Annotated in this window: 22 protein-coding genes and 1 pseudogene; 9 read left to right on the top strand and 14 right to left on the bottom strand. The window is 57.3% G+C overall.

Translation table 11 applies throughout. The annotated features are described in order from the left end of the window. Positions 1–9 precede the first annotated feature (9 nt). Both pcaC and pcaD read right to left on the bottom strand, forming a co-directional pair. Positions 10–447 (bottom strand): 4-carboxymuconolactone decarboxylase, encoded by a 438-nt coding sequence (gene pcaC, locus QZ862_RS21370; RefSeq protein ID WP_363315952.1) that lies wholly within the window; start codon positions 445–447, stop codon positions 10–12. Then, a pseudogene (gene pcaD, locus QZ862_RS21365) lies at positions 436–1,221 on the bottom strand (3-oxoadipate enol-lactonase); the annotation flags it as partial. The gene pcaC and the pseudogene pcaD, both read right to left, overlap by 12 nt. An 85-nt stretch (positions 1,222–1,306) precedes the next feature. Here pcaD and pcaQ point away from each other — a divergent pair. After that, the gene (gene pcaQ / locus QZ862_RS19055) at positions 1,307–2,239 is read left to right on the top strand and encodes a pca operon transcription factor PcaQ (protein ID WP_296101378.1); all 933 of its coding nucleotides are present in this window, start codon (positions 1,307–1,309) and stop codon (positions 2,237–2,239) included. Between the two features lie 374 nt (positions 2,240–2,613). Here pcaQ and QZ862_RS19050 read toward each other — a convergent pair whose 3' ends face one another. Further along, on the bottom strand, positions 2,614–3,870 hold the full coding sequence (locus tag QZ862_RS19050) for an arsenic transporter (protein ID WP_296101377.1): 1,257 nt from the start codon (positions 3,868–3,870) through the stop codon (positions 2,614–2,616). A gap of 466 nt (positions 3,871–4,336) precedes the next feature. Here QZ862_RS19050 and QZ862_RS19045 point away from each other — a divergent pair, with 466 nt between their 5' ends. Beyond that, positions 4,337–5,320, top strand: a complete 984-nt coding sequence (locus QZ862_RS19045; protein WP_296101376.1) for a YiiG family protein — start codon at positions 4,337–4,339, stop codon at positions 5,318–5,320. Between the two features lie 732 nt (positions 5,321–6,052). On the opposite strand, the gene ugpC is transcribed toward QZ862_RS19045, so the two are convergent. The 4 genes from ugpC to QZ862_RS19025 all read right to left on the bottom strand — a co-directional run bounded on the left by ugpC (position 6,053) and on the right by QZ862_RS19025 (position 10,292). Continuing rightward, positions 6,053–7,126: a sn-glycerol-3-phosphate ABC transporter ATP-binding protein UgpC gene (ugpC, locus tag QZ862_RS19040; protein WP_296019613.1), complete on the bottom strand. Its 1,074-nt coding sequence runs from the start codon at positions 7,124–7,126 to the stop codon at positions 6,053–6,055. Positions 7,127–7,139: 13 nt separating this feature from the next. Beyond that, positions 7,140–7,988, bottom strand: a complete 849-nt coding sequence (locus QZ862_RS19035; protein ID WP_296101375.1) for a carbohydrate ABC transporter permease — start codon at positions 7,986–7,988, stop codon at positions 7,140–7,142. Next, positions 7,981–8,919, bottom strand: coding sequence for a sugar ABC transporter permease (locus QZ862_RS19030; protein WP_296038597.1), 939 nt, complete (start codon positions 8,917–8,919; stop codon positions 7,981–7,983). Before QZ862_RS19030 ends, QZ862_RS19035 begins: the two co-directional genes overlap by 8 nt. Positions 8,920–8,990: 71 nt before the next feature. Beyond that, positions 8,991–10,292, bottom strand: coding sequence for an extracellular solute-binding protein (locus tag QZ862_RS19025; protein WP_296101374.1), 1,302 nt, complete (start codon positions 10,290–10,292; stop codon positions 8,991–8,993). Between the two features lie 203 nt (positions 10,293–10,495). On the opposite strand from QZ862_RS19025, the gene QZ862_RS19020 reads away from it, so the two are divergent. From QZ862_RS19020 to QZ862_RS19010, 3 genes are read left to right on the top strand one after another with little or no spacing between them, the layout of a single operon-like run. Continuing rightward, entirely contained in the window at positions 10,496–11,695 is a 1,200-nt protein-coding gene (locus QZ862_RS19020; protein WP_296101373.1) for an ROK family transcriptional regulator, read from the top strand. Positions 11,696–11,732: 37 nt separating this feature from the next. Further along, positions 11,733–12,833 carry a Gfo/Idh/MocA family oxidoreductase gene (locus QZ862_RS19015; protein WP_296101372.1) on the top strand — a complete coding sequence of 367 codons (1,101 nt, stop codon included), beginning with the start codon at positions 11,733–11,735 and terminating at the stop codon, positions 12,831–12,833. Between the two features lie 17 nt (positions 12,834–12,850). Next, positions 12,851–13,492: a ThuA domain-containing protein gene (locus tag QZ862_RS19010; protein WP_062442427.1), complete on the top strand. Its 642-nt coding sequence runs from the start codon at positions 12,851–12,853 to the stop codon at positions 13,490–13,492. Positions 13,493–13,631: 139 nt separating this feature from the next. Here QZ862_RS19010 and QZ862_RS19005 read toward each other — a convergent pair whose 3' ends face one another. The 5 genes from QZ862_RS19005 to QZ862_RS18985 all read right to left on the bottom strand — a co-directional run bounded on the left by QZ862_RS19005 (position 13,632) and on the right by QZ862_RS18985 (position 19,617). Continuing rightward, positions 13,632–14,522: a dihydrodipicolinate synthase family protein gene (locus QZ862_RS19005; protein WP_296101371.1), complete on the bottom strand. Its 891-nt coding sequence runs from the start codon at positions 14,520–14,522 to the stop codon at positions 13,632–13,634. A gap of 24 nt (positions 14,523–14,546) precedes the next feature. Then, entirely contained in the window at positions 14,547–16,166 is a 1,620-nt protein-coding gene (locus tag QZ862_RS19000) for an ABC transporter ATP-binding protein (protein ID WP_296101370.1), read from the bottom strand. After that, positions 16,159–17,082, bottom strand: coding sequence for an ABC transporter permease (locus QZ862_RS18995; RefSeq protein ID WP_296019633.1), 924 nt, complete (start codon positions 17,080–17,082; stop codon positions 16,159–16,161). Before QZ862_RS18995 ends, QZ862_RS19000 begins: the two co-directional genes overlap by 8 nt. Positions 17,083–17,094: 12 nt before the next feature. Then, entirely contained in the window at positions 17,095–18,009 is a 915-nt protein-coding gene (locus QZ862_RS18990) for an ABC transporter permease (RefSeq protein ID WP_296101369.1), read from the bottom strand. 96 nt (positions 18,010–18,105) lie between these two features. Next, entirely contained in the window at positions 18,106–19,617 is a 1,512-nt protein-coding gene (locus QZ862_RS18985; protein ID WP_296080451.1) for an ABC transporter substrate-binding protein, read from the bottom strand. Between the two features lie 332 nt (positions 19,618–19,949). Here QZ862_RS18985 and QZ862_RS18980 point away from each other — a divergent pair, with 332 nt between their 5' ends. From QZ862_RS18980 to QZ862_RS18970, 3 genes are read left to right on the top strand one after another with little or no spacing between them, the layout of a single operon-like run. After that, positions 19,950–21,140, top strand: coding sequence for an exo-alpha-sialidase (locus tag QZ862_RS18980; protein WP_296101368.1), 1,191 nt, complete (start codon positions 19,950–19,952; stop codon positions 21,138–21,140). Between the two features lies 1 nt (position 21,141). Next, positions 21,142–22,098, top strand: a complete 957-nt coding sequence (pdxA, locus tag QZ862_RS18975; protein WP_296101367.1) for a 4-hydroxythreonine-4-phosphate dehydrogenase PdxA — start codon at positions 21,142–21,144, stop codon at positions 22,096–22,098. A 5-nt stretch (positions 22,099–22,103) separates the two neighbouring features. Continuing rightward, positions 22,104–23,216 carry an iron-containing alcohol dehydrogenase gene (locus tag QZ862_RS18970; protein ID WP_296101366.1) on the top strand — a complete coding sequence of 371 codons (1,113 nt, stop codon included), beginning with the start codon at positions 22,104–22,106 and terminating at the stop codon, positions 23,214–23,216. 43 nt (positions 23,217–23,259) lie between these two features. Here QZ862_RS18970 and QZ862_RS18965 read toward each other — a convergent pair whose 3' ends face one another. After that, positions 23,260–24,018: a FadR/GntR family transcriptional regulator gene (locus tag QZ862_RS18965; protein WP_296019649.1), complete on the bottom strand. Its 759-nt coding sequence runs from the start codon at positions 24,016–24,018 to the stop codon at positions 23,260–23,262. A 2-nt stretch (positions 24,019–24,020) separates the two neighbouring features. Then, the gene (locus QZ862_RS18960) at positions 24,021–25,049 is read right to left on the bottom strand and encodes a four-carbon acid sugar kinase family protein (protein WP_296101365.1); all 1,029 of its coding nucleotides are present in this window, start codon (positions 25,047–25,049) and stop codon (positions 24,021–24,023) included. A gap of 186 nt (positions 25,050–25,235) precedes the next feature. Between QZ862_RS18960 and QZ862_RS18955 the strand changes: the two genes are divergently transcribed. Beyond that, positions 25,236–26,390: an HlyD family secretion protein gene (locus QZ862_RS18955; RefSeq protein ID WP_296101364.1), complete on the top strand. Its 1,155-nt coding sequence runs from the start codon at positions 25,236–25,238 to the stop codon at positions 26,388–26,390. Positions 26,391–26,410 lie beyond the last annotated feature (20 nt).

Below are 26,410 nucleotides of genomic sequence, written 5' to 3'. Positions count from 1 at the left end.
GGTGTTTGCTCACGTCGTCTGCTCCTTTTGCGCGGAGGATGCGTTTCGATCGGCCAGCACCTGCTTGGCGATCTTGAAACCATGATTGGCAGCGGGCACACCAGCATAGATCGCCACATGCATCAGCGCCTCGCGAATGTCGTCTTCGCTCGCACCGGTATTGGCGGTCGCCCGCACATGCATCGCCATCTCCTCATATTGCCCAAGTGCGGCAAGAAGCGCGATGGTCACGTTGGAGCGATCCCTCTTTGTCCACCGATCGCTCGACCAGACCGTGCCCCAGGCACTTTCTGTGATCAATCTCTGGAAAGGTTGGTCGAAGGTTGTAGCCAAGGCGCTCGCGCGATCCACATGCGCATCGCCTAACACGGCACGACGGGTCACCATGCCTTGGCTGTAACGATCGCCGACCGAGGCTGCGGAATTGGTGAAGGAAAGGTGCCTCAGGAAGTTCGCAACCGCAGCCGCATAGGCCTTCGGTTGCTCCAAGCAGGGGATGTGCCCGCAATCGGCGATCTCGACGAACCGGCTGCCGGGAATACGATCGGCCATCGTCCGAACCAGATCAGGCGACGTCGAGCCATCCTGATCGCCGGCAACGCAGAGGGTCGGCGCGGCAATGTGCGTCACGGCCTCGGTGTAATCGGCATCGCGGATCGCCGCACAGGTGCCGCTATAGCCCTCCGCCGACTGGCGGGCCAGCATCGTTCGGGCGCCAGCGTAAAGCGGATTGTCGCTCCGCCGGAAGGCCGGGGTAAACCAGCGCTCCATCACCGGATCGACGAGTCTCGCTAACCCATCAGCTTTGATGGCATCGATACGCGCATTCCACATCTCGGCAGTGCCGATCTTGTGGGCAGTGTTAGACAGGATCAAAGCGGTGATGCGCTCAGGCCGCGTTATTGCCAGCGACTGCGCGATAAGCCCGCCCACCGAAAGTCCCCAGACGATAACTTTTTCAATCTTCAAATGATCGAGAAGAGCGAGGAGATCGTGCGCATGAGTCTCGATCGTGTAGGGCGTAACGCCAGCCCCAGAAAGCCCGTGGCCACGTTTGTCATGCAGCACATAAGCATACGTGTCGCCCAGTTCGTGCATGACGGAATCCCAGATCCGGAAATCGGTACCGAGCGAATTGACGAAGGCAATGACCGGCTTTCCCGGCACCATACCCACGGTCCGGTAGTGGATTGCTGTGTCGTCAACATTAAGGAAATTCATCTCACACTCCTCTTAGGTAGGAGATTGCAAGATAGCTCAGGTTAAGTAAAATGAGATTTTTAGCACCTTACATAACTTGGTGGTTATGGTTTCTCTTATCGATCCACGTATCAAACTCCGTCATCTGCAGGCCTTTATCGAGGTGGCGCGGCAAAAGAGCGTCGTGAGGGCAGCCGATGTGCTTCATATCAGCCAGCCAGCAGTCACCAAAACGGTGAGAGAACTCGAGGACGTGCTGGGTGTCGCTCTCTTCGAACGCGAAGGTCGCGGTATTCGCCCAACGCGTCTCGGCGAGATCTTCCTGCGCCATGCGGCTACCACGATGACCGCCCTTCGCCAGGCGGTCGATGCCGTGTCGCGGGAAGCGGCGCAGGCAGACCCGCCTGTCCGCATCGGCGCCTTGCCGACGGTATCGGCACGCATCATGCCCGAGGCGATGACGCACTTTCTTGCAGACGCAACCCCGGCCCCCGTCAAAATTGTAACCGGAGAAAACGCGATCCTACTGGAGCAACTGCGCCAGAGCGATCTGGACCTCGTCGTAGGACGACTTGCCGCTCCGGAAAAAATGACCGGTCTCAGCTTCGAGCATCTTTATTCGGAACGGGTGGTTTTCGTCGTTCGTCCCGGGCATCGACTGCTATCGCGCAATGCCAATATCTTCACCGAACTTTCAACCTATCCCATGTTGATGCCCACCCGCAATTCGGTGATCAGACCGATAGTCGAGCAGTTCCTGATCGCACAGGGCATAGCAATGCCGCAAACGCAGATCGAAACCGTCTCCGACTCGTTTGGCCGTGCCTATGTCCGCATGAGCGATGCTGTCTGGATCATCTCGGAAGGGGTGGTGTTCAGCGATGTCGCAGCAGGCACTCTTGCCGTTTTGCCATTCGACACCTCCGACACGAGCGGGCCCGTAGGGCTAACAATGCGGACGGATACGGCAATTTCCACCTCACTCGCCATGATGATCAAGGCGATACGTGAAGCCGCCACGATTGGGCGTGTGGCGTGATCTCAACCGCCATCACCTCCGCGGGAGCGAACGGCTCAATTCGGGTGGTTATTGGATGGGCAGTTGTTCGGGTCAGGAGCGACCGTCAAAGTCCAGAGGCTTCGACCATTTGTGAGCTGAGCCGATATTGGCACGCGGCAAAGCTCTAAGACTGGCTTTCCTACCTCGTGCTCATGCCCACGTTACAGTTTCAACAGCTGTCCACGACATAGAGACGTGAACAGCAACTGTGCAAGTCCGACTTCTTGCTGCACGGTTGGGCTCGCCGCTAGATCATTTAACTTTCGAATACGCCGATCGCAAACTGCCAAGGGGCGTGACGAGCGGTTCCCAGATGGTGACCATCTCGAGCAAAGGAAGAGAACTCACGGCCATCAAACCAGAACCAGCGACGCTAGCGACAAGACTAGCGCTGGAAACATGACAACCGCGCCGAGCTTGAGAAATCTCCAGCTGCTAATATCAAGGCCTTCGCGCCGCAGTGCCGACAACCACAAGATTGTCGCAAGAGAGCCTGTGACGGACAGATTGGGACCCAGATCAACGCCGATCAGGACAGCGCCAGCGACCTTGTCCGATACATGTGCCGCCTGAACCACGCTACCTGCGAGCAATCCGGCAGGCAGATTGTTGACGAGATTACAGATGACGGCAACGAATGTCCCGGCCACCCCGATTGCGTAGCCTTCTGAAACAGAGGACAGAGACACCAACTGATTGGCGAGAGTGGTCGTAACACCCGTCCGGTCAAGCGCTTCGACGATCACGAACAAACCTGCCACCAATGGCAGGACACTCCAGCTGATACCTTTTATCGTCTCGATCGGGCTTTGGCGGGTCAGCAACAGAACGAGAGCAGTCGTGATCGTTCCGGCAATGAAGGTGGGGACGCCGAGGTCAGCATGGAGCGCAGACGCAACGATAAGGACAATGGCGGTGATCACGATCCCCCATCCTGCGAGACTTGCGCTTCGACTGAGGACCGGTCGCTCTGCAGCAGCAGCAAGACTTTCCTCCGACAAAGCACGCCGCTGCGTCCAGTAGAGGCACATAAATGTAACGACAATGGAAACCACTGACGGTAGCAGGAACGTCGCCAGCCAACGCGACAGAGGTGGCATTTCACCGCCAGCAAAGATCACGAGATTAGCCGGATTGGAGATCGGCAACACAAAGCTCGCGGCATTCGCGATAAAGGCGCAGATCAAGAGGTAGGGCATCGGATCGCGAACCCGGCTTGCTCGGCATGCCGCATAGACGGCAGGCGTCAGGACGACAGCCGTCGCATCGTTCGAAAGAAAAACCGTGACGACGAGGCCCACCAGATAAACGAGTACAAAGAGGCGCTTCGGCGAACCCTTGGCGTAGGATGTCGCAATGGCGGCAACCCAATCAAAAAGACCTTCGCGACGCGCAAGCTCTGATAAAAGCATCATGCCGATCAGGAACAGATAAACATCAGTCCCCTTGGCGACACCTGCTAACGCATCCGCAGGTGCGATCAGTTGGAAGGCGACGAGGAGAGCCGCGCCAACAACGGCCCAGATAGCCTCCGGCCAGCGGAATGGCCTGGTAATCACGCCAGCTGCTGTCAGCCCCGCAATACCCCATACGATCGCATTCTGGGTCATATGGCTCGTCCTTGTTGTCGTAAGAGGCGCAATGGCCTGGCAGCGCGGAAATCCGGCTCGTTCGACCGAACCGGATACATCACATCTTCGTCATCAGCAACAGGTCCCACCAGTCGTCAATGCATCTTCCCTTCGATTCACCTCCTTTGCACACGGCGTTATTGTCTCGGTCGCAATTTCGCGTCGCTCACGCATTGGAACAGCATGCCATGGGGATCACATTCCCCATCGCCCCTGCCGCGTAAATAACGCCAAAACAATCCATTAGCGGATATCTGGCACCCATAAGCGTTCATTAGGCTTGCCTAAAAAAATCGATCGGTCCAGAAAGCGATCCGTCTTTGCACCTTCACATCACGATACCCGGCAGGCGCTTTGACCTGGGTGGATACTGAAGTCACACGGCAGATGCTCTGCGCACTGAAGTGAAACTGAAGATCTTCTCGGAATGGAAATGAGGACTGAAATGACATTAAATCGAGCTTGCAAATCCCTGATCCGCTCTCTGTCCCTTGCGGCGGCCCTAATTCTTCTCTCAGCTTGCGATGACAGCACATCAAGCCAATCGGACCATACGCAAGGGGTGCGAACGGCTAGCGACCAGGAAGAAATTCAAAAATATAACGCATATGTGGAGGTCGCAAACTCGGTTCGCCGCCCTTACGCAGAAGATCTGGCGACCTATCAGAGCGTTGTTAAGCCAGTCTTCGACGGCAAGAAGAAGGAGGACGATCTTCTCTTCCCTTCCTCCTCGACAATGAGCCAGATCAAAGACAATCTAGATAAGGCACGAACGATGAAGCCCGACATGGCTGACATCGACGGGCCAGCGAAGGCCTATAGCGACGCGCTAAAAAACGCGATTCCTCTTGACCGCGATATGGCAAACTACATCGGGTCAAAAGCCTATCTTGGCGACAAGTCTGCGCACGGGCGCGAGATCCAGCCAGCCTACACTTCCGCCATGGAAGCCCTGGCGATGGCCCAGGAAAATTACGATAACGCGATCGAAGCCAAAGATCGCGCACGTATCAAGTCTGCGTTCGATAACGCGGAAAAAAACACGTTGGCCTATTTCCGGATCGGCATGGTCTACAGGATCAAGGAGAGCATGAAATTCGCGTCCGGCTTCCTGAGCGGATCCGGCCTGGGCGACGAGCGCGACGCGTTCAAGACGTCTCTCGATCAGTTCAACGCAATGGCGACAGGCTATGACGATAAAATCCGAGAGCAAAACAACGAGGGCTGCTCGGCGATCATGTCCAAAGCCAATGCTTATCTCTCCACTGGCAGACAGATCGTCAACAGGACCGAAGAGGGTAGCTACGAAAAGGACAAGCAGCAGCGCTCCCAGTTCCAAATGATGCAATCGCGCGAGCAAGAGGATGCCAACTCGCTGCTGCAGGACTATAACAATATGATCAGCCGCCTTAATATGAACCAGTGCTGAGGTGGCGACGATCCGACTAGTCGCTGCTCGTAAACAGCGATCCCCAGATCGGTTTGCCTGGAAGCGCCGGTGATAATGCACTTCGGTTGGTAATTGTGCTTGTAAACCAATGAGTGCGTTACAGCCTCTTCATTCGGCGCTAATCATAACGTACGGGACGGAGGCTGCACCGTCCCGGCATGGGTGAAGGTGAGTTCTTCAGCCGTTCTATCCGTTCGCTAAGCGATAGCGCTCTGCGCATGAGCATCATCGCCACCAGCGGGAATACCAAATCTGATATCCCTTCTTTTCACATCTTGCCGGACAGCAGGATGCGGCAAGCCGTTTTTCGAAGTATCGCATTATGGTCATCGGCGCCGCCCATGGAAGCATAGGGCCGGGTTGTCAGCAAGATCATGAGTCTGGAGAAAACAGCCCATCGCATGCTTCTACGGAGTACCGCCAAGGCTCATGGAAACTAGAACGTCTATGGCAACCTTGGCGGAGGTCCGAAAAGAGCGGCCGGACGAAAGATCCGTGAGGCGCACGGATCCGGCATCCCATATTGCGGATGGTCTGAATCAAAGCTGTCTCGAAGGCTTATCGATCTTTTGGCGCAGCCCGCTAATACGCGTTTCCACGATGGACGCGCCTGGATCGAAAAAGAAATTCGAAATTAACTTCGATTATGCTGACATCACCGGCAAGCGGCGGCTAGCGAGGGCGGCTTGGCCACATGCATTTGCCCAAGCCTCAAAGCGCCAATCCACTTGCCCTGTCAAAAACATGAACCCGCTCGTGATTGATGTTAGCGGCGAACAGCGAATTCGTTCGCACCAGTTGTTCGCCGTCAACCACCGCGGTCACGTGATGTCCGGCAAGATCAAACACTACATGGGTCTGCGCACCCGTCGGTTCCACCAGCAAGGTGTTTCCGGACACCGTCACGTCGCCTTCGCCGCCCATGGCGAAGTGCTCGGGACGTAGTCCAATCGTCACCGATTGCCCGCGCTTAACTTTGCGATCGGTCGCAATGCGAATGGCTGTTCCGTCATCCAATCTCGCAGCGGGCGCGCCATCTTCGCCATCCACGATGCATTCGATGAGATTCATCGCAGGTGAACCGATGAAGGCGGCGACAAACAGGTTGGCGGGTTTCTTGTAAAGCTCGAGCGGCGTTCCCTGCTGCTCGATGCGCCCCTGGTTGAGGACAACGACGCGGTCCGCCAAGGTCATGGCTTCGATCTGATCGTGTGTGACATAGATCGATGTCGTGCCGACCTTCTGATGCAGGGTTTTGATTTCGCTGCGCATCTGCACGCGCAGTTTCGCGTCAAGATTGGAAAGCGGCTCGTCGAAGAGAAAGACCGCAGGATTGCGCACGACAGCCCGCCCCATCGCCACACGCTGGCGCTGGCCGCCGGAAAGCTGCGACGGTTTGCGATCCAGCAGATTGGCGAGGTCCAGCATCCGGGCGGCTTCGGTGACGCGCTCTTCGATGACTGCCTTGGGTTGGCCCGCGATCTTCAGGTTGAAGCCCATATTTTCGGCCACGGTCATATGCGGATAAAGCGCATAGGACTGAAACACCATAGCGATGTTGCGTTCGCGCGGCGTCATCTCATTGACGATGTTGCCGCCGATCAGGATGTCACCTTCGGTGATTTCCTCGAGTCCCGCAATCATGCGCAGCAGCGTGGACTTTCCGCAGCCGGAAGGTCCGACGAGCGCGATGAACTCGCCATCGGCTATCTCCAGTGAAATGCCATGGATGACGCCAAGCGAGCCGTAGGATTTGCGAATATCTTTCAGTTCCACAGATGCCATTGTCTTCTCCTCCTCAGGACTTGACGGCGCCGGCCGTCAGACCCGCGATGATGTGTTTTTGCGCTAAGAAGAACACGATGATGGTTGGCAGGATCGTCATGGTGATGAAGGCAAGGACCAGCTGCCATTCCGTGCCGAACTCACCGCGATAGACCATAATGCCGAGCGGCCAAGGGTATTTGGATTCCGAGTTGAGCATGATGAGTGGCAAAATGTAGCTGTTCCAGCTGCCGACGAAGGAAACGATGCCGACCGTCGCGATAATGGGCCGCGAAAGCGGCATGGAGATATGCCAGAAGAATTTCAGGTAGCCGCAGCCATCGACAAACGCTGCCTGAAAGAGTTCGTCGGGCAGATTTCTGAAATAGTTGCGGAACAGCAGGATGCTCATCCCCAGACCAAATGCCACCTGCGGCAGCACAACGCCCCAATAGGTGTCAAGCAGCCCGAGATCGCGAATGCGGATGAAGAGCGGCAGAATGGCTGTGGCGGCAGGGAACATCAGTCCCAACAGGAAGTAATTGAGCAGAAAGTTGGAGCCGAAGAATTTCACATGCGCGAAGGTGAAGGCTGCCATCGCCGAAACGACGAGCGTCAAAAACACCGTCAGAACGGCAATGACGAGCGAGTTGAAAATCTGCAGCCAGTAGCGCTTTCCGAGCAGGATATCGCCGTAGTTGGCCCACTGCCACTCCGCTGGCAGACCGAAAGGATTGACGCGCAGATCACCGAGCGTCTTGAAGCCCCCAAGCGCGGTCGTGAGCAGCGGTATCAGGACGATGGCGGCAATAAGGGTTAGCGACATATAGAGGTAGATCCTCGTCTGCACGCTGACGCGGACGGATGTGGACGTATCAGTCATGGCGCATGAAGATCCTTTTGTAACCGAAGGCAAGCGTGACGCAGATAATAAACAGCACCACCCCGACAGCACTTCCAAGCCCAACCTGCATGCGCATGACGCCATATGTGTAAAGGAACGTCACCATCGTCTGGGTAGAATTGGATGGGCCGCCGCCGGTCAGCGGCATGATCATATCGAAGAGCTGCAACGAGCCAATCACGGCAAAGAAGATCGATAGCCGGACAGTCGAACCGAGCATCGGGAGCGTCACGTACCTAAACTTCTGCCAGCCGCTTGCCCCATCGATCTCAGCGGCCTCCAGCACGTTCTTGTCCACCGATTGCAGCCCGGCGATAAACAGCATCATGTGGAAGCCGAAGTACTTCCAGACGATAACGGCGAGGACGGCATAGATCGCGACATCCTTATCCGCCAGCACATAGGGGTTGGCAAAGCCGAAGAAGTTTGAGATGGCAGCGAATAGCCCGTAGTCGCCGTCATAGACAAAGCGCCAGATAAGACCTGCCGCGACATCTGCCAGAACGTACGGCAGGAAGAAAACGAGACGAAAAGCCACGACGCCCGGAATGCGATGGGCCAACATCGTCGCAAGCCAGATTGCCAGCGGGATCTGTATGCAGATCGAAATCACGATGATCAGCGCATTGTTGATCAGCGCTTGCGAAAAGGCAGCATTGCCAAACAGAACCTGAAAATTCTTCAGCCCAATGAACTCGCTCGGCGTACCGTAGCCATTCCAACGGTACAGGCTGTACCAGGCCGCCTCTCCCATCGGCAGGATAACGAAGAGGGTGAACAACAAGAGCGCCGGGGGCAGGAATATCAACAAGGTCAGCGCGCGGTCATGCGCAACGGAGCTCCGTTTCCGTTTCGACTTTACGACAGGGCTTGCCAGCGCCGGCGCAGCGTTCATGGAAATATTGGTCATTTTATCCGCTTTCGTATTCACGCGGTGGCGATAGGCGCCGTACATTGACGACGCCTATCGTTCAGGCGGGATCAGCGAAGCTCGAAAGCATCCTGGATCTGCTGTGCACCCTCTTCGGCCGTCATCTGACCGGAGACGATCTCGACGGATATATCGTTGACGACGCGGCCGACGGCGGCACCGAGCGTCTGGTCGAAGAAGTTTTGATGCCAGGTGGAGGCCGCAAGTTGCTTGGCGGAATCGGCCATAAGCGGATCCTTCACCGCTTCACTCGCACCGACTGCAACGGGCAAGATCATGCCGGCTGCGGCGAGTTTCTTCTCGTTATCCGCGTTGGTGAGAAAGGTGGCGAAATCGATAGCTTCCTTGGAAGCATTCTTCGTCACCGCCCATCCGTTCAGGCCGCCCAGAGTATCGGTGGCTTTACCCGCACCGCCCGTGACCATCGGGAAAGCGAAGCGTCCGAGATTGTCGGAGGAAAGACCCTTACCATCACCTGCATTCTTGCGTTGATTGGCTTCGGTATTGTCGAACCCAAGGATCATCGCAGCTTTTCCGTCGCCGAAGACGCCAAGCGCCTGAGGCCAGGTAGCGCCGAGATAGCCAGGCTGGAACGGCTCCAGTTTGCCAAATTCGGCAAGCTGCTCACCGGCCTTGATGATGGAAGGATCCATGAAGCCTTCGCCCTCGCCCTTGCTTGCCGCCTCGAAGACCGACTGGCCTCCATTGCGCATGACTAGGTAACTCCAGTAGAAATGGATCGGCCATTTCTCGCCACCGCCACCGGCAATCGGAACGATGCCAGCCTCTTTGATCTTCTTCACAGCGGCACCGAGATCATCCCACGTCTTGATATCTTCCGCCTTCACGCCAGCCTTGGAAAACAGCTCCTTGTTGTAAAAGAAGCTGACGAGGCTAACACGGTAAGGCACGGCCCAGACTTTGCCATCGAAAGACAGGCCGTCGATGGCCGCCGGGTTATAGGCGTTTCTGATCTTGCCGCCATCGGCATCGAAAACTTCGGTGAGATCTTTCAGAGCACCGGTTTTCGACTGCTCCTCAAGCACGCCACCACCCCAGCTGTAGAAGAAGTCGGGCACGTCATTTGATTGTAGCAGGGTCGGAAGCTTTGCCTTGAAGGCTTCGTTTTCTAGGAACTGTAGCTGGATGTCGACATCAGGATGTTTGGTCTCGTAATCCTTGGCAATCTCCTCCCAGACGGCCACGGATTTCGGATCGAGTTCAACATGCATCCACTTGACGACCGTTGCGGCAGAAACACTCGCTGCGCCGAGCAAGAAGGTAATGGCTGTGGTTGAGGCAAGCGTTATCAGCTTGCCGCCCAGGCTTGCGCCTGCGTGCATATACGTCATGATGGTGATCCTCCCGGGGACTTCCTCACATTTATTCCCCAATCCGAATTAATTCATATAAGAATTGGATGACTGTCAAGGCATCGCCAATATTTTTCCGAGCAATGCTTGACATGGGTGCCGATCTTGACGCTATTTAATCCGTGATCCGATATTAATAGGACATCGGATTTGCTCTGCTCAAGCTCGCTGCGACTGGACCCATGAAGACTGCCGACCCCGAACTGATGCGTGCAATCAATCGCTTGAACGTCCTCGACACGATCCGTCGTCACGGCCCCATCTCACGCGTAGAGATCAGCGAAAGAACCCAGCTCTCCACCACCACTGTTTCGGCGATAACGGCATCGTTACTGGATGACGGGCTCATCCTGTCGCGCCACCTAGGGGATATAAGAACAGAAGGCGCGCGCGGTCGTCCACGCGTCATGCTTGAACTCAATCCAGATGCCGCGCGCGTGGTCGGTGCGAAGATCGCTGCCAACCGCATGGTCTTCGTCGTCACCGATTTCTGCGGTAACGTGCTGTCGTCGCTGTCGCTACCAATCCGCATCGATCGCCAGCCCATCGGCGTCATTGCTGACCTGATCGAAGACGGCGTTCGTCGATGCGTTGTCGATGCAGGGCTTTCGCTTGAGGACGTCGATCGGGTCTGCCTCGGTTTGCCCGGTGTAATCGAGCATCGCACCGGTAAAATCCGTTTCAGCCCGGTGCTACGCGAAGTCAACATCGATTTTGCCGGCGAGATGACCTCGCGTTTCGGAACTCCCACGATCATCGAGAGCGATGCCCATGCCGTAACACTTGGCCACCACTGGTTCGGCAAGGCGCGCGACCTCGAGGACATGGTGCTGATTTCCCTGGAGCAGACACTCGGACTCGGCGTGCTGCACAGGAACGATCTCTTCCGCGGCGCAGGTGGCCTTAGCCACAATCTCGGCGACCTCGTGCTCGTCGCAAACCCGGAAGGCACGGTTCGGCTGGCAAGCCAGGCAGGCGAAAACGCGATCCTCGCATCAAGACCGGCTGACGGGCGTTTTGCCGAGGCTATCCGGCTTGGGCGGGGCATCCAACATGCGCAGGCGCTGGTGCTTGCGCAGGATAACGATCTTATCGCCGCCGCCCAACGTGCGGGTGCGGCGATAGGCCTGACGCTCGCCAATATCGTGACCTTGTTTGCGCCGCCGCGCGTCATCTTCGTCGGCTCCAGCCTCGACCTCGGTGCCCCGTTCATCGATAGCATCAGAAGCGCCTACGAGATTTCCGTACCGCCATCCCTTCAGGGCGTGGCGGAACTGGTTTTCGACGATTGTAGCGACGAACTCTGGGCACAGGGTGCTGCGGCTGTCGCGCTTTACGAACTTTACGAATCGCCTTGGAACACCACAGGCCCAGCTCTCTGAGGAGTGAGCGGGCGAAAGCATGATGGGAGAGAAGAATATGCAAAAGGTCGGCATCGGCATCATCGGATGCGGGAATATCTCGGGCGCTTATTTGAAGGCGATGGCATCGTTCCCCATCCTCGACATCAAGGGTGTCGCGGATATGAATTCGGACATGGCCAGAGCAAAGGCCGAGAAATTCAATGTCGCCGCGCGAAGCGTCGAGGAACTGCTGGCGGATCCGGAAATAGAGATCATCGTCAACCTGACGATCCCCAAGGCACATGTCGAAGTGGGTCTCAGAGCACTGGATGCCGGAAAGCACACCTATTCCGAAAAGCCGTTGGGCATCAACTTCGCTGAGGGCAAAAAGCTCGCTGAAGCGGCGAAAAGCAAGACGCTTCGCATTGGTGCGGCGCCGGATACTTTCCTCGGTGGCGGTCATCAGACGGCACGGACGCTCATCGATCAGGGCGTTCTCGGCACTCCGGTCGGCGGCACGGCGACCTTCATGTGCCCAGGACACGAACGGTGGCATCCCAACCCCGCCTTCTACTACGAAGTTGGCGGCGGACCGATGCTGGACATGGGCCCCTATTACATCACCGACCTCGTCAACCTCTTCGGACCCGTCGCTAAAGTTGCAGGCTTTGCCTTCTCGCCCCGCTCAGAGCGCCTGATCACCAGCGAGCCCCGTAACGGCGAAAAAATCCCGGTCCATGTGGCGACCCATGTCGCGGGCGCGCTGGCATTCCAAAACGGTGCCGTCGTTCAGGTCGGCATGAGTTTCGACGTGGCTGGACACAAGCATGTCCCGCTTGAACTATACGGCACGGAAGGAACGCTTTTGGTGCCAGATCCCAACCACTTCGGAGGTGAGGTTCAGCTTCTCAAAAAGGGTGGCGAATTCGAGACCCAGGACCTGTCGTCGCCCTATGCAGACGGGAACTACCGATCGATTGGCGTTGCCGACATGGCCCACGCCATCCGCTCCAATCGCCCACACAGAGCTAACCGCGATCTGGCGCTCCATGTCCTCGAGGTCATGGAAGCGTTCCAGACCGCATCGGACACCGGCACAACCGTTTCCATCACCACCGTCGTCGACCGCCCGGCCCCGCTGGCCGAGTCGCTTGTCGACGGTCGGATCGGCAAATAATTCTGAGGAGGAATAAAATGCGTGAAGCACTGATTGTCTGGGGCGGGTGGAGCGGCCACGAGCCAGAGGAATGCTCGGTCATCATCAAGGACCTGCTCGAAGAGGAAGGTTTCAAGGTCTATGTCGAACATAGTACCGAAGCCTTCGCCGACCCTTCGGTTCACGATCTGAGCCTCGTCGTTCCGATCGTCACCATGTCCAAGATCGAAAAGGAAGAGATCAAGAATCTTGCCACCGCCGTCGAGAATGGTGTCGGTATTGCTGGATATCATGGCGGCGCCGGCGACAGTTTTCGCGAATGCGTCGAGTATCAATTCATGATCGGCGGACAATGGGTTGCCCACCCCGGTAACATCATCGACTACACCGTGAACATTACCAAGCCGGAAGACCCGATCATGGCCGGCATCACCGATTTCCCCTACACGTCCGAGCAGTACTACATGCACGTCGACCCTTCGAACGAGGTGCTGGCGACGACGACCTTTACCGGAGACCACGCCTGGTGGATCGACGGTGTCGTCATGCCGGTTGCCTGGAAGCGCAACTACGGGAAAGGTCGTGTCTTCTATTCATCGCTCGGCCATCAGGCAAAGGAATTTGCCGTCCCGCAGATGCGGGAGATTTTCCGGCGTGGCGCAAACTGGGCCGCCCGCTAGTTTACCGAAAAGGTATTTGGGCCGTGCGCGAATGCACGGCCTCCTCGGCGGCGCAGCATTCCGGAACTATCGAGCAAAACTTGACGAGTGCGCGCCTGTTGTTGTTTTCCGAAAGTGCGCATGTGCGGTTGTCACCGCTTCAACGGGCCTTAATGAACCCGTGCTTTTGCAGGATTTCGGCTATTTTCGCGTCCTGCTCCAGATCGGGCAAAAGCGCAGGCTGACGGCTCGCACCGACAGATGCATCCTGGATGTAGAGCGCACGCTTGACCATAGCCGGAGCAAATCCCAAAGCGTAGAGATCGGTCCGAAAAGCGGTGAACAAGGCCTGCTGACGTTCTGCTTCGGCAATATCACCAGCATTGAACCCGTTGAGAATACCGGCAAGCACCTGAGGGATGGCGTTGCCTAGCCCGGAAATACAACCCGCCGCTCCATTTTGCAGCGCCCACAACACCAGGTGATCGGGACCGGAGTACACTTCGAAGCCGGACACATCACGGGCAACGGATAGATAGGCTTCCAGCGTCTCTTTCGCCCCGCCGCTATCCTTGATCCCAGCAATATTACCATGTGCCGAGAGAGCACGGGCGGTTTCCGGCTCGATGTGGTTCTGCGTGCGCGCCGGGATGTCGTAGAGGTAGATCGGCGTCTTCACCGCATCGGCTACTGTGGAGAAATGGCGGATCAGGCCGTCCTGCGTGCAGGCGATAAAGAACGGTGTGATGACTGCGATAGCATTGACACCAATCCGGTCGAATTCGCGTGCCAGCTTCACCGTCTCGAATGTCGCGGGCATGCCGGCATTGACGATGACATCGACCTGACCATTGACTTCATCGACCACAGCTTCGGCAAGCTTTACCTTCTCATCGAAGGTCAACGCGGAAAAGTCGCCATTGGTGCCAGCGCACATGATGTTGTTGCCAGCAGCCACTTGGCGACGCACCTGCGCCCGCGTGGCCTCGTAATTGATGGTTTCGTCCTCGTTGAAGCACGTGACGAGCGCGACGAAGGCCTTTTTAGACATGATAGGTACTCCTTAAATTCCAAGTCAGGATGCGTGCGAAAGGCGAGCAGCGCGGTGCGCGGCCTGCACATCCGGGTCCGGGTCGAGCCCAGCGGCTAGGAGGGCCTGCGTATAGGGCTGACGCGGCGTTTCGAAAATTTCACGCACCGTGCCAATCTCGACCACCTCACCCTTTTGCATGACCATGACGTGGTCGGCAAAGTCGCGAACGACTGGAAGATCGTGGGCGATGAAGATGAAGGCAATCCCCATTTGCTTGCGCAGCTTGTCGAGCAGCGCGATGACCTGCGCCTGCACCGATACGTCGAGTGCTGAGACCGCCTCGTCACAGATGATCAGTTGCGGTTCGAGCGCGAGCGCCCGTGCGATCGCGATGCGTTGGCGCTGGCCGCCGGAAAACTGATGCGGGTAGCGGCCCATATGTTCCGGTCCGAGGCCGACTTGGGTTAGAAGTTCCGCCACTCGTTCACGCCACTTCGTCTTCGGCAGAATGTCCGGGTGAATGACCCAGGCTTCGGAAATCAGCTGATAAACCGTCATTCGTGGGTTCAGCGATTGCGTGGGATCCTGGAACACCATCTGCAGATCGCGACGAAGCTTGTAAAGTTCTGCAGGCGAGAGAGTGAAGAGGTCCCTGCCCTTCCAGAAAGCTTCCCCGGAATCGGGCTCGTCCAGCCTGAGCAGAATGCGTGCGAGCGTGGATTTTCCCGACCCGCTTTCGCCAACGACGGCCATGGTCTCCCCAGCCATCAAGTCGAAGGAAACGCCTTTAAGCGCTTCGAAAGCACCGTAAGTCTTGCGGACGTTGCGTACCTTCAGCACAGGCTCGGCACCCGGCAGCGGCGCATGCATCTCACCCTTGCCGGGTGCAGCGGCGATCAGCTTCTTCGTATAGGCATGTTGCGGGTTCTTGTAGACGTCGCGCACCGCGCCGGATTCGACCAGCACGCCTTTTTCCATCACCACCACACGATCGGCGATTTCGGCAACAACGCCGAGATCGTGGGTGATGATCAGCACGGCCATGCCGGTTTCCTGCTGTAGCTCCTTGAGAAGCGCCAAGACCTCGGCCTGTACTGTGACATCGAGCGCCGTCGTCGGCTCGTCGGCAATCAGGATATCCGGACGCAAGGCGAGCGCCATGGCAATCATCACGCGCTGGCGCTGGCCACCGGAAAATTCATGCGGGTACTTGTCGAGTGAGGTTTCCGGGCTCGGAATGCCGACACGACCAAGCAGTCGGAGCGCCTCGGCCTTTGCCTTGGCATCATCGGTACCGTGGGTCGTCAGCGCTTCGCGGATTTGCCAGCCGACAGTATAGACCGGGTTCAAGTGGCTCAGCGGATCCTGGAAGATCATCGCAATGCGACGACCATTGATCTCGCGCCGTTGGGCTGGCGGCATGGTCAGAAGATCCACGCCATCCAGCAGGATCTGGCCGGAGGTGATACGACCCGGCGGCATGTCAATCAGGTTCATGACGGCAGATGAGGAGACGGACTTGCCGGAGCCGCTCTCGCCAAGGATCGCCAGAGTTTCACCGCGATCGACATGGTAGGAGATGTCGCGCACCGCCTTGACCACACCGTTGACGGTGTGGAACTCGACCGAGAGATTGCGAACTTCGAGTAAATGTTCAGCCATTCTTGTGGCCCTTCATTTCCAGACGCCAGCGCTGCACGGGATCAAGAGCAATGCGCAGCCAGTTGGACAGGAGGTTCAGCGACATGGTGGTCAGAATGATCGCCAGTCCCGGCCAGAAAGAGAGCCACCATGCGTTGGTGAGATACTGCCGCCCCTGGCTTATCATTAGACCCCAGGTGATTTCTGGTGGCTGGATGCCGATGCCGAGGAAGGAGAGTGCGCTCTCGGCCAACATCACATAGGCGAAATCAAGCGTGGCGAGCGTCGTCAGCGTTGGCAGCACGACGGGAAGGATGTGGCGAAACAGAATGCGCTTGTTGGAAGCGCCCATCACTCGTGCCGCCTGCACGAACATGCGTTCGCGAATTTCCAGAACCTCGGCGCGGGTGGTGCGCAGATAGACAGGGATGCGGGTTATCGCCAGAACCAGCATCAGATTGAGGATCGACGATCCCAGGATGTAGAGCACGATAACGGCAATCAAAAGCGACGGAAATGACATGATCACGTCCGCGAGCCGCATGATCACCTGATTGACCCTTGCCGAAGAAAAACCCGCGATCAAGCCAAGAGCGGTACCGATGATCGATGAGATCAATACCGCACCCGCCGCCACCATCAAGGTGTTCTGGGTGGCAACGATGATGCGGGCGAGAAGCGGGCGGCCGAGCGCGTCGGCGCCCATCCACCAGACCCACGCCTTTTCGAAGTCGAAGGGTGCGGCGTTTCGGCCACGCAAGTTCTGCTTCGTCGCAACATCGCCAAGCCAGCTCGGGCCGATCACTGCCAGAATGATGATGAAGACGAGAAAGATCGCAGCGGCGAGAGCGAACTTGTCGGCGAGAAGCATACGGAACATGCGCTGATAGAAGGGTGGCTCGTGCGCGATATCCGTGGCAGTCGTGACGTCAGTCATTGTCGTCCCTCCCTAATGCCGGATCCGTGGATCGAGAAACGCGTAAGCGAGATCGATCAGGAGGTTCATGACGAAGATCGCGACCGCCGTGACCAGAATGGCGGCGAGAACGACGTTGAAGTCGCGCTGCAGGATGGAATCGATCATCAGCTTGCCGACACCCGGGAAACCAAAGATTGTTTCGATGATCACAGCGCCGTTAAGCAAGCTTGCCGCCTGATCGCCGAGCACCGTGATCACGGGCAGCATGGCGTTGCGAAGCGCGTGAATGAAGATGATCGGACCGGATTTGACGCCCTTGGCGCGCGCCGTCTTTACGTAAGCAGACGACAGCGCGGTGATCATGGACCCGCGCACAACCTGAACGATGATGCCGAAGGGGCGCACAAAAAGCACGCCGATCGGCAGGATCCAATGCCAGATTGAGCCCGTACCCGATGTCGGTAGCCAGGTGAGATTGACGGCGAAGACCACGATCGCAACGATTGCCAGCCAGAAATCCGGCACAGACGCGCCGATCAGCGAGACGATGGACGAAAAGCGGTCGAAAAACCCACCGACACGGAAGGCGGCGAAGGAGCCAACGACAATCGCCGCGACCGTGACAAGCGTCATGGTGCTGACGGCGAGCCACAAGGTCCAGACGAAAGCTTCAAGCACGACATCCAGCGCGGGACGCGCCTTGCGCAGCGACTCCCCAAGGTCGCCGGTCAGCACGTCACCGACATAGCGACCGAATTGGACAAGCAAAGGATCGTTGAGGCCATGCAATTCGCGAAACTGGTTCTTCAACTCGGCAGAAGCTTCGACTGGCAGGAAAAGCGCTGCGGGATCGCCGGTCAGGCGAGAGAGGAAGAAGACCATGACGATCAGCCCGATCAACGAGATCAGACTGGCCACGGCCCTTTTTCGGATGAAACTCAGCATGGCGTCCTCGAAGAAACCTGTGCAGCGGCATCACTCTGCCGCGCGTCGTTCAAGCGAGATGGCGGCACTGGCCGCCATCTCCGGCTGGATGTGATCTTACTTGATCTTGATCTCGGAGAGCTGGAGCATCGAGTTCGTCGCAATCGTCGGCTTGAAGTCGAGACGTTCAGAGACACGGGCAAAGCCGACCATGTGGAAGAGCAGCACATCTGCCACCACGTCGTCATGCAGGTAGGCGATCAATTCCGACCAGAGCTTGGCACGATCATCTCCGACGGCAGCTGAAGCGCGCTTGATCAGATCATCAACCTTCGGATCGGAGAAGCCCGACTGCGTGCCGTCAGAAGCATATTTGAAGAACATCGAGAATGAAGGGTCACCCTTGGAGTTGTCGTGCATGGCAGCGACGATCTGGGGACCACGATCCTTGGCGAAGGGCTTCGAATAATAGCGCTCATGTTCTGCGACTTCGACGAATTTCAGGTCAACCTTGAAGCCGACATCCTGCAACTGCTGCTGAATGGCCTCCATGATTTCGGTGACGTTCGGGAAGTTGGCCGAGCGCGCGATGATGGTGATCGGCGTATCGACCTTCACACCATCTGCCTTGGCTTCGTCGAGTAGCTTCTTGGCGCCGTCGGGATCATAAGGGAACACCTTGACGTCCTTGTTCCAGCCAAGCGTGGTTGGCGGGACGATTGCCGTTGCAAGCACCGCGCTTTCTGGAACCAGCGTGCCGAGGAACGCTTGACGGTCGATGGCCAGGTTCAGCGCGCGGCGAACGCGCACATCGTTGAGCGGCGCAATGTTGTGATCAAGGCGAAGATAGACCGTCTCGCTATCGAGATATGAGAAGTCAGTCTTCGGGTTCGTCGCATCGAGCTGAGAGATAGACGGAGATAGATCGGCTTCGCCGGCTTGAACCATGGCTGCGCGGACAGCCGGATCGGCGCGGAACAGATACGTGGCCTCCGTCACTTCGGGCTTGGTGCCCCAATAGTCGTCGCGGCCGGTGAGGACGATCTGCTGGCCAGGCGTCCAGTTGGTGAGCTTGTAGGGACCGGTGCCGACTGGCTCGCGGATAAATTCGAGTGGCGTCTCTTCTGGAACAATCGTGACGAGCGTCATCAGAAGAGGAAGGATCGGCTGGACGGGATCGGCTTTGAAGTCGATGGTGTAATCATCGACGACAGAAGGCGTCACCTTCATGCCCCCGAAGTAACGGCGGGATTCGCAGGCATTTTTGTCGCTCATGATGCGGTCGAAGCTGTGCTTGACATCCTTGGCATCGAAGCTTGAGCCATCAGAGAACTTCACGCCATGACGGAGATGAAAGCGCCAGCTGCCATCGGAGTTCTGCTCCCACTTTTCCGCCAGGCGCGGCATGACACCCTTGTCAGTGCGCACGTCGAGCTCCGTCAGCGTTTCGCTGACATTCTCCATGATGACACGGCCAATATTCGATCGCGTCGCCATGCAGGGCTCAAGCAGGTCCGCTTCTTCGGCCAGCACGACCTTGATCGGGCCAGATCCCGCATAGGCCGGCGTCACCGCGGGCATCACCAGCGTACTTAGCGCCAAGGCACATGAAACAGCAGTCTTTTTCATCTTTGTTCTCCTCCCAGATGAAGTCCATACATGACAGGCGACGACATGGATGAGCGAGCAAGATCCGCCTTCCAGAAGCTTGAATGTGTCGAAACGCACCGACAGACATCCTGAGCCCTCATCGACCAGGTTGGCGCTGAGCATCTACGCACAGCCCCATCTTGTCAAATAGAATTACGATGTAAAATATAAAACAAAAACATAATCTTATTTTTTTATTTATTTTCAATATTTTAAAAAATGCAAATCGGAATATCTCGCTGTTTTAGGACATAAATAAACTTGACAACTTTCGAATTTTGGCTGATTTCCGGAAGCGAGAGGAGCTCATCATGACCCCAGACGAGATAGCGCAACAGATGACGGGTGGACTGACTCAAGCCGAAGACGGGCGGACTGTTGCCTTTTTGCCTTCGCCCATGATTCAGAACCATGCCGCTTTCCTGCATCGCACTGCAGAAGGTTCGCTGATTTGTGCCTGGTTCGGTGGCTCTCTCGAAGGCAAATCCGACATTTCCATCTACGCATCCGTTCTACGGAAAAATGCCTCTAGCTGGGGTCCGGCGCAGCGCTTGAGTTCCGACCCCGATCATTCAGAACAAAACCCGGTACTGTTTCAGGCTCCCGACGGGCGGCTCATTCTGTTCCATACCTCCCAGCCTTCCGGCAATCAGGATGAGTGCCGCATTCGCATGGCGGAGGTGGTGAACGACCCCATCGACCCAACCCGGCTTGTTGCCTCGGATGGTCGCTACCTGGACTTGCCACGCGGTAGCTTCGTTCGCGCACCGCTGATGGTCCGCAAGGACGGCGCATGGCTTCTGCCGATATTCCGATGCGTCCAGCGTCCCGGCCAGAAATGGAATGGCAGCCATGACACGGCAGCTGTCGGCATCAGTGAAGATTCTGGCCGGAACTGGCGCCTGGAGGAATTGCCGCAATCGACTGGCTGCGTACATATGTCACCTGTATCCGATGGCACAGGCAGGTTCACTGCCTTCTTCCGTCGACGCCAGGCCGATTTCGTTTTTAGGACGGACAGTACCGACGAAGGGCGTAGCTGGAGCGTTCCCGTCGCAACAGACCTGCCGAACAACAATTCCTCGCTGGCAGCGATCACGCTTCATGACGGTCGTATTGCCCTGATCTGCAATCCGGTAAACCACGAAGCATCCAGCGACCGTCGCACTTCGCTCTATGACGAACTTGGCGAAGATGACGCCCGGCCGGATGCTGACCCCGCAGGCGGTATCGTCCCGGTATGGGGCGTTCCGCGTGCGCCGGTCAGCGTTTGTCTTTCGGAAGATGGTGGCAAGACCTTCCCGCAACGCATTATGATCGAAGATGGGCCGGGCACCTGCCTGTCGAACGATTCCATCGACGGACGTAACTTCGAGATGTCCTATCCGTGGCTGCTGGCGGATCCGGATGGAAGCCTCCACTTGGCCTACACCTATCATCGACGCGCGATCAAATATGTCCACCTCCCCGCAGGCTGGGACCGGACAGGCACTGGAGACTGACATGAGCGACATTATCGGCATCACGATGGGCGACCCTTGCGGCGTCGGCCCCGAAATTTCGGTTCGCGCCCTGGCCGAGATGTCGGCGCAAGATCGTATGGCAACCAGAATTTACGGAAACCTGGCCACGCTTGAAGCTGCCCGACAGGCGCTGGGCCTTAGCATCGATCTCGAGCCCCATGTCGTGGACATAGACGTGGAAGGCGCACCGCTTCCCTGGGGCAAGCTCAGTCCAATTGCGGGTGACGCTGCCTTCCGCTTTATCGAGAGGGCTGTGCGCGATGCAGAAGCCGGCTTGATTGGCTGCATCGTCACAGCCCCCATCAACAAGGAAGCATTGAACGCGGCTGGTCATCACTATGACGGCCATACTGGTATGCTGCGCAGTCTGACCGGATCAAGCGCTGCATACATGCTGCTCGCCTCCGAACGATTGAAAGTCATACACGTTTCTACCCACGTGTCGCTTCAGGAAGCGATCCGCCGCTCGACGACAGAACGCGTGCTCGCCACCATCCGCGCCGGCAACAAGCACTTGAAGCGTATCGGATATGAGAACCCACGCATTGCGGTCGCCGGTATCAACCCACACTGCGGTGAAAACGGACTGTTCGGTACGGAAGATGACGATCAGATCGCCCCGGCGGTCGCCGCTGCCAAGGCCGAGGGCATCAACGTCGATGGCCCGATTTCAGCCGATACCGTTTTCCACCGCGCCTATTCGGGCGCCTTCGATCTGGTGGTCGCCCAATATCACGATCAGGGCCACATCCCGATCAAGCTGGTCGCCTTCGATACCGCCGTCAACGTCTCCGTCGAACTGCCGATCGATCGAACATCCGTCGACCACGGAACAGCCTTCGACATTGCCGGCAGGGGTATCGCAAATCATGGCAACATGAACTCGGCCATCGCCTATGCCCGCAAGCTGGTCGATGGCCGGACAGAAAAAGGATAATGCCGATGACTGCTTTCATTACGCTTCACCAGCCCAGAAGGCTGATCGTTGGCGCAGGCTCGATCGGCGAGGTCGGAGGTCTGGTTGGCAATGCTCAGGCGACGCTCGTCATCGCGACGCCCATCACCGCGGGCTTTGTCGACCGTCTTCAACTTGCCGGGAAAGTAGAAGTCTTCGATGCCATCCCCGGAGAACCGGATGTTGCGACGCTCGAGGCTGCACTTACTGTCGCACGCAGGGTCAAGCCGCAGGTAGTCATCGGTCTGGGTGGCGGATCGGTCCTTGACGTAGCAAAGCTGGTTGCGGTTTTGTGGGATAGCGAACAATCGCTTGCCGATGTCGCGGGCCCCAACCGCGTCGCTGGACGAAACACGCAGCTTGTCCAAGTGGCAACAACTGCGGGCACAGGCTCGGAAGCGGGCATCCGCTCTCTGATCACAGATCCGGTCAAGGGCGCAAAGATCGCAGTCGAAAGCCCTTACATGATCGCCGACATCGCGGTTCTCGATCCGGAATTGACCTTCAGCGTGCCGCCTGCAGTCACAGCGGCCACCGGCGTCGACGCCATGGCGCATTGCGTTGAGGCCTTCACCAACAAGAGGGCGCATCCCATGATTGATGGCTTTGCGCGAATGGGATTTCGCCTCGTCGGGAAATATCTTGCCCGCGCCGTCAAGGACGGCTCCGATACGCAAGCGCGCGAAGCCATGATGCTCGCATCCTATTACGGTGGCATTTGTCTGGGTCCGGTCAATACGGCTGCCGGTCACGCCATCGCTTATCCGCTCGGCACTCGGCTGGGTCTACCGCATGGTCTGGCAAACGCTATCGTATTCCCGCATGTGCTTGCTTTCAACCAGCCGGTCGTCCGGGAAAAAACTGCGGAAGTCGCGGAAGCCCTTGGTTTTTCTGCAAATTCTCCCGAGGGTATTCTGGAGAATGGCCAGCGTTTCTGCACGGACCTCAACATCGAGATGCGGCTTTCGCACCACGGAGCGGAGGAACCCGATCTGGCGGCATATGCAGCGGAAGCCCATGCGAACCGCCGACTTATGGATAACAATCCCGCAGATATGACCGCAGACGATATTCTGTCGATCTACAAGTCGGCATATTAATTATATATATTTCAACGAAACAGGGGCCATCACGGCCCCTTTTTCATTCCGCGTCGGACGAACTTGCAATTACTGCCGATCCCTCGGTCAGATTGGCAAGCGACGCACTCGTCTGGAAGAGACGCGCCCGGGACCCCGTCAAATGCGCATGCATAAGTTCCTTGGCCTTCGGACCTTTGCCTGTAGCGATAGCGTCAGCGATCGCTTCATGCTCGGCAAACACGCGGGATAGACCGGCATTGTCGCGTTTGACCGATACACCATGGAAGCGCATGCCCACAGCGATGTGGTCTTTCAATGCTTCCATCGCCGTCGAAAAGTAGGTGTTGTTTGCCGCACGTGCGATAGCAAGGTGAAACTGGAAGTCGGCATCTTCGCGGTGAGCCTGGCGGTTCGTCGCGTCCCGCATCAATTCGAGGGCGTCTCGGATCGCGAGAAGCGTGCCCGGTGTGTGTCGTGCTGCGGCAGCTTCCGCAGCAGCAGGTTCGAGCGTCAAACGGAATTCGTAGCAACTCAAAAGATCTGCAACATTCTCCAACTGCCCGAAACCCAGCGGCTGTTTCATGCCGAGCGAGCGCACGAAACTTCCTGCTCCGCGGCGAGAATATATCAGGCCCTGATCCCGCAGACGTCGAAGCGCTTCACGGATGATGGGACGCGATACCTCGAATTCAATCGCGAGATCGTGCTCGGTTGGCAGTCGTTCATCGGATTGATAGGAGCCCGACTTGATGGCTCTGTGCATGCGCTCGAAGACGAGGTCCGCCAAACTTTTGCGCGCTGTTCCGCTTTGCAATCCCATCCTCAGTTCCTGCCGTCGAAAAGTTGCTCGGCGAGTTTCTTGAGAGTGTCAGGCTCTCCGAATCCGCCGGATTTCAAGATGATACATTGCCCGTTGGCGTAGGCCAGGCCAAGACCCGGCATGCATTCGCCCTTCAGCTGAAAGCTTGTTACGCCCATTGTCGCAAGAACGGCTTCGGCGGTGGCGCCGCCACACAAAAGCATGGTCCGAGCGCCAGAGGTTAAGACTGGATGGACACTTTGCGCAAGGTTGTGAGCCACCTCTTCAGGTCTAAGCGTTGAAGGCCCCGTGGTTGCCTGAACGAGGATAGCTGGTGATGACAGCAAGCCTTTAGGCTCGACAATGCCGTTTGGTGCGGGAAGATAGGCAACGTCCTGCAGTTGCCGCAATTGTTCCACCTGCGCATCGGTGATGCGATCATGTGATCCGATAACGAAAAGCCCCTGACCAGCCGGCGGTGTGACAAGCTCTGCCTTGGCGAAGTGGGTCATGCGATCAGCAAGAGCCTCCGCGAGGCCCCGTGCTCCAACCAAAAGGTCGATTCCATTACCTTCGCAGTCGTCAAGAGCAGACAGCAAATCTTCCGGGGTACCCGCCTCGGCAATTGTCGAGCGTTCGGCGTGGCGACCGAGGGCGTCAGCGACGCAGATCGGCGTCTCGACGCCAAAACCATCCACGTGACCATTTCTGACGAAACGGCCGAATGCAGGAATAGCCGGTGCCACCAAGGCGCGACGATACTCGATTGCATCCAGCTCAGCCGAGATGTTTCCCTTCAACCGAGAATCGACCTTCTTGAACAGACGCACAGCTGGCGGCAAGTACGTCATGAGCTCGCGCATTGTCTTATAGGCTTCGCATGCTGGCTTCTCGCGCGATGCCAGGTTTATGGAAAGCACGTCTGGCTTCAGCGCAAGCGCTCCGGTGACCGCCTCGTTGGTCAGGGCGATTTCCGTATAAAGCCCCCTTGCCGCGAAAGGGGCAGCGGTATCCAATGCTCCAGTGAGATCGTCGGCGATGATGACGAGCACTGCGATACTCCGTGTTGTTATCTTCTTTTTCAAAATATGGTCTATTTTCCAGTATGATGCAACAATCCGATAACAAATTAATCCTGACTGGAAACAGGTAGCGCCGTATGCGTTGGGGGTCGGTATGGAACATCTGCCGATGGCCTGCGTTAAGGCTACCCTTCAGACTGTTTCCAGAGGCAAATCGTGGATCAAGCTCAACGCGCCGCTCCCCAAGACGAAGCGAAGCAAAACGGCGATCCGGAGAATCGACAGCGTCAGAACGACGCCTCCGGAGAGGATCAAAACAATGACGAGAAAAAGCCTTCATTGATCAGGCGCCATCCGTTCTGGGCAGCAGGTATCGTTCTCGCCCTCATCGCATTTGGGATTGGCGGATATTTCATCTGGCTCATCTATTTTCATCCCTACGAGACAACCGACGATGCATTTGTCGATGCGCGTAGCTTCTCCCTGGCGGCGAAGGTGTCCGGCTATCTCGACGATGTCGCTGCAGCAGACAATGCGCATGTGGAGGCAGGAGCGGTGATCGCGAGAATAGCGCCGCGCGATTATCAGATCGCCGTCGACCAGGCGCAGGCGCAGGTGGAATCCGCCAGAGCCGCGATCACGAATGCGGCAGCGCAAATTGACGTTGCTTCCGCTGCAATCGAAGAGGCCAAGGCGCGCGAAACATCGTCGGCCGCCGCGCTTCAGTTTGCAAAAGACGAAGCCGACCGCCAGCGGCAGTTGCAGCAGGGCGGTGCCGGTAGCCTGCAAACATCTCAACAGGCGGAATCGAACCTGCGACAGGCTCAGGCTGCATATGCTGAGGCACAAGCGAACATCAGTTCGGCAATGAAAAACAAGGTGGCGGCGGAGGCACAGCGAACAAGTGCCCAGGCAAGTCTGAAACAAGCCGAGGCCCAAAAGGAAAGTGCCGACCAGAACCTTCTCTATACGACGCTGACGGCAGCTCAACCCGGACGCGTCGTCAAGATTAGCGGAGCCAAAGGCCAGTTTGTCCAGGCAGGTCAGGCGATCGCGATGTTCGTTCCCGATGAGATCTGGGTGACTGCAAATTTCAAGGAGACGCAACTGGCTGACATGCGCGCCGGTCAGCCCGCTGAACTGACGATCGATGCCTACCCCGATCACGTTTTGCATGGAAAGGTCGATTCTGTACAGCCCGGCTCCGGCACCGCCTTTTCATTGCTGCCAGCGGAGAACGCCACCGGCAATTATGTGAAAGTGACTCAACGCGTGCCGGTGAAAATCGTAGTCGATCAATGGCCAAAGGACGTTTCGATCGGCCCCGGAATGTCGGTCGTGCCCACCGTCACCGTTCGTCCCAGACACTAGTCGAGAGATAAGATAGAGGC

The organism is uncultured Agrobacterium sp. (assembly GCA_913777615.1).
GTDB lineage: Bacteria > Pseudomonadota > Alphaproteobacteria > Rhizobiales > Rhizobiaceae > Agrobacterium.
The sequence above is the reverse complement of the archived record's forward strand: the minus strand, read 5'-3'. Positions and strand labels throughout refer to the sequence as shown.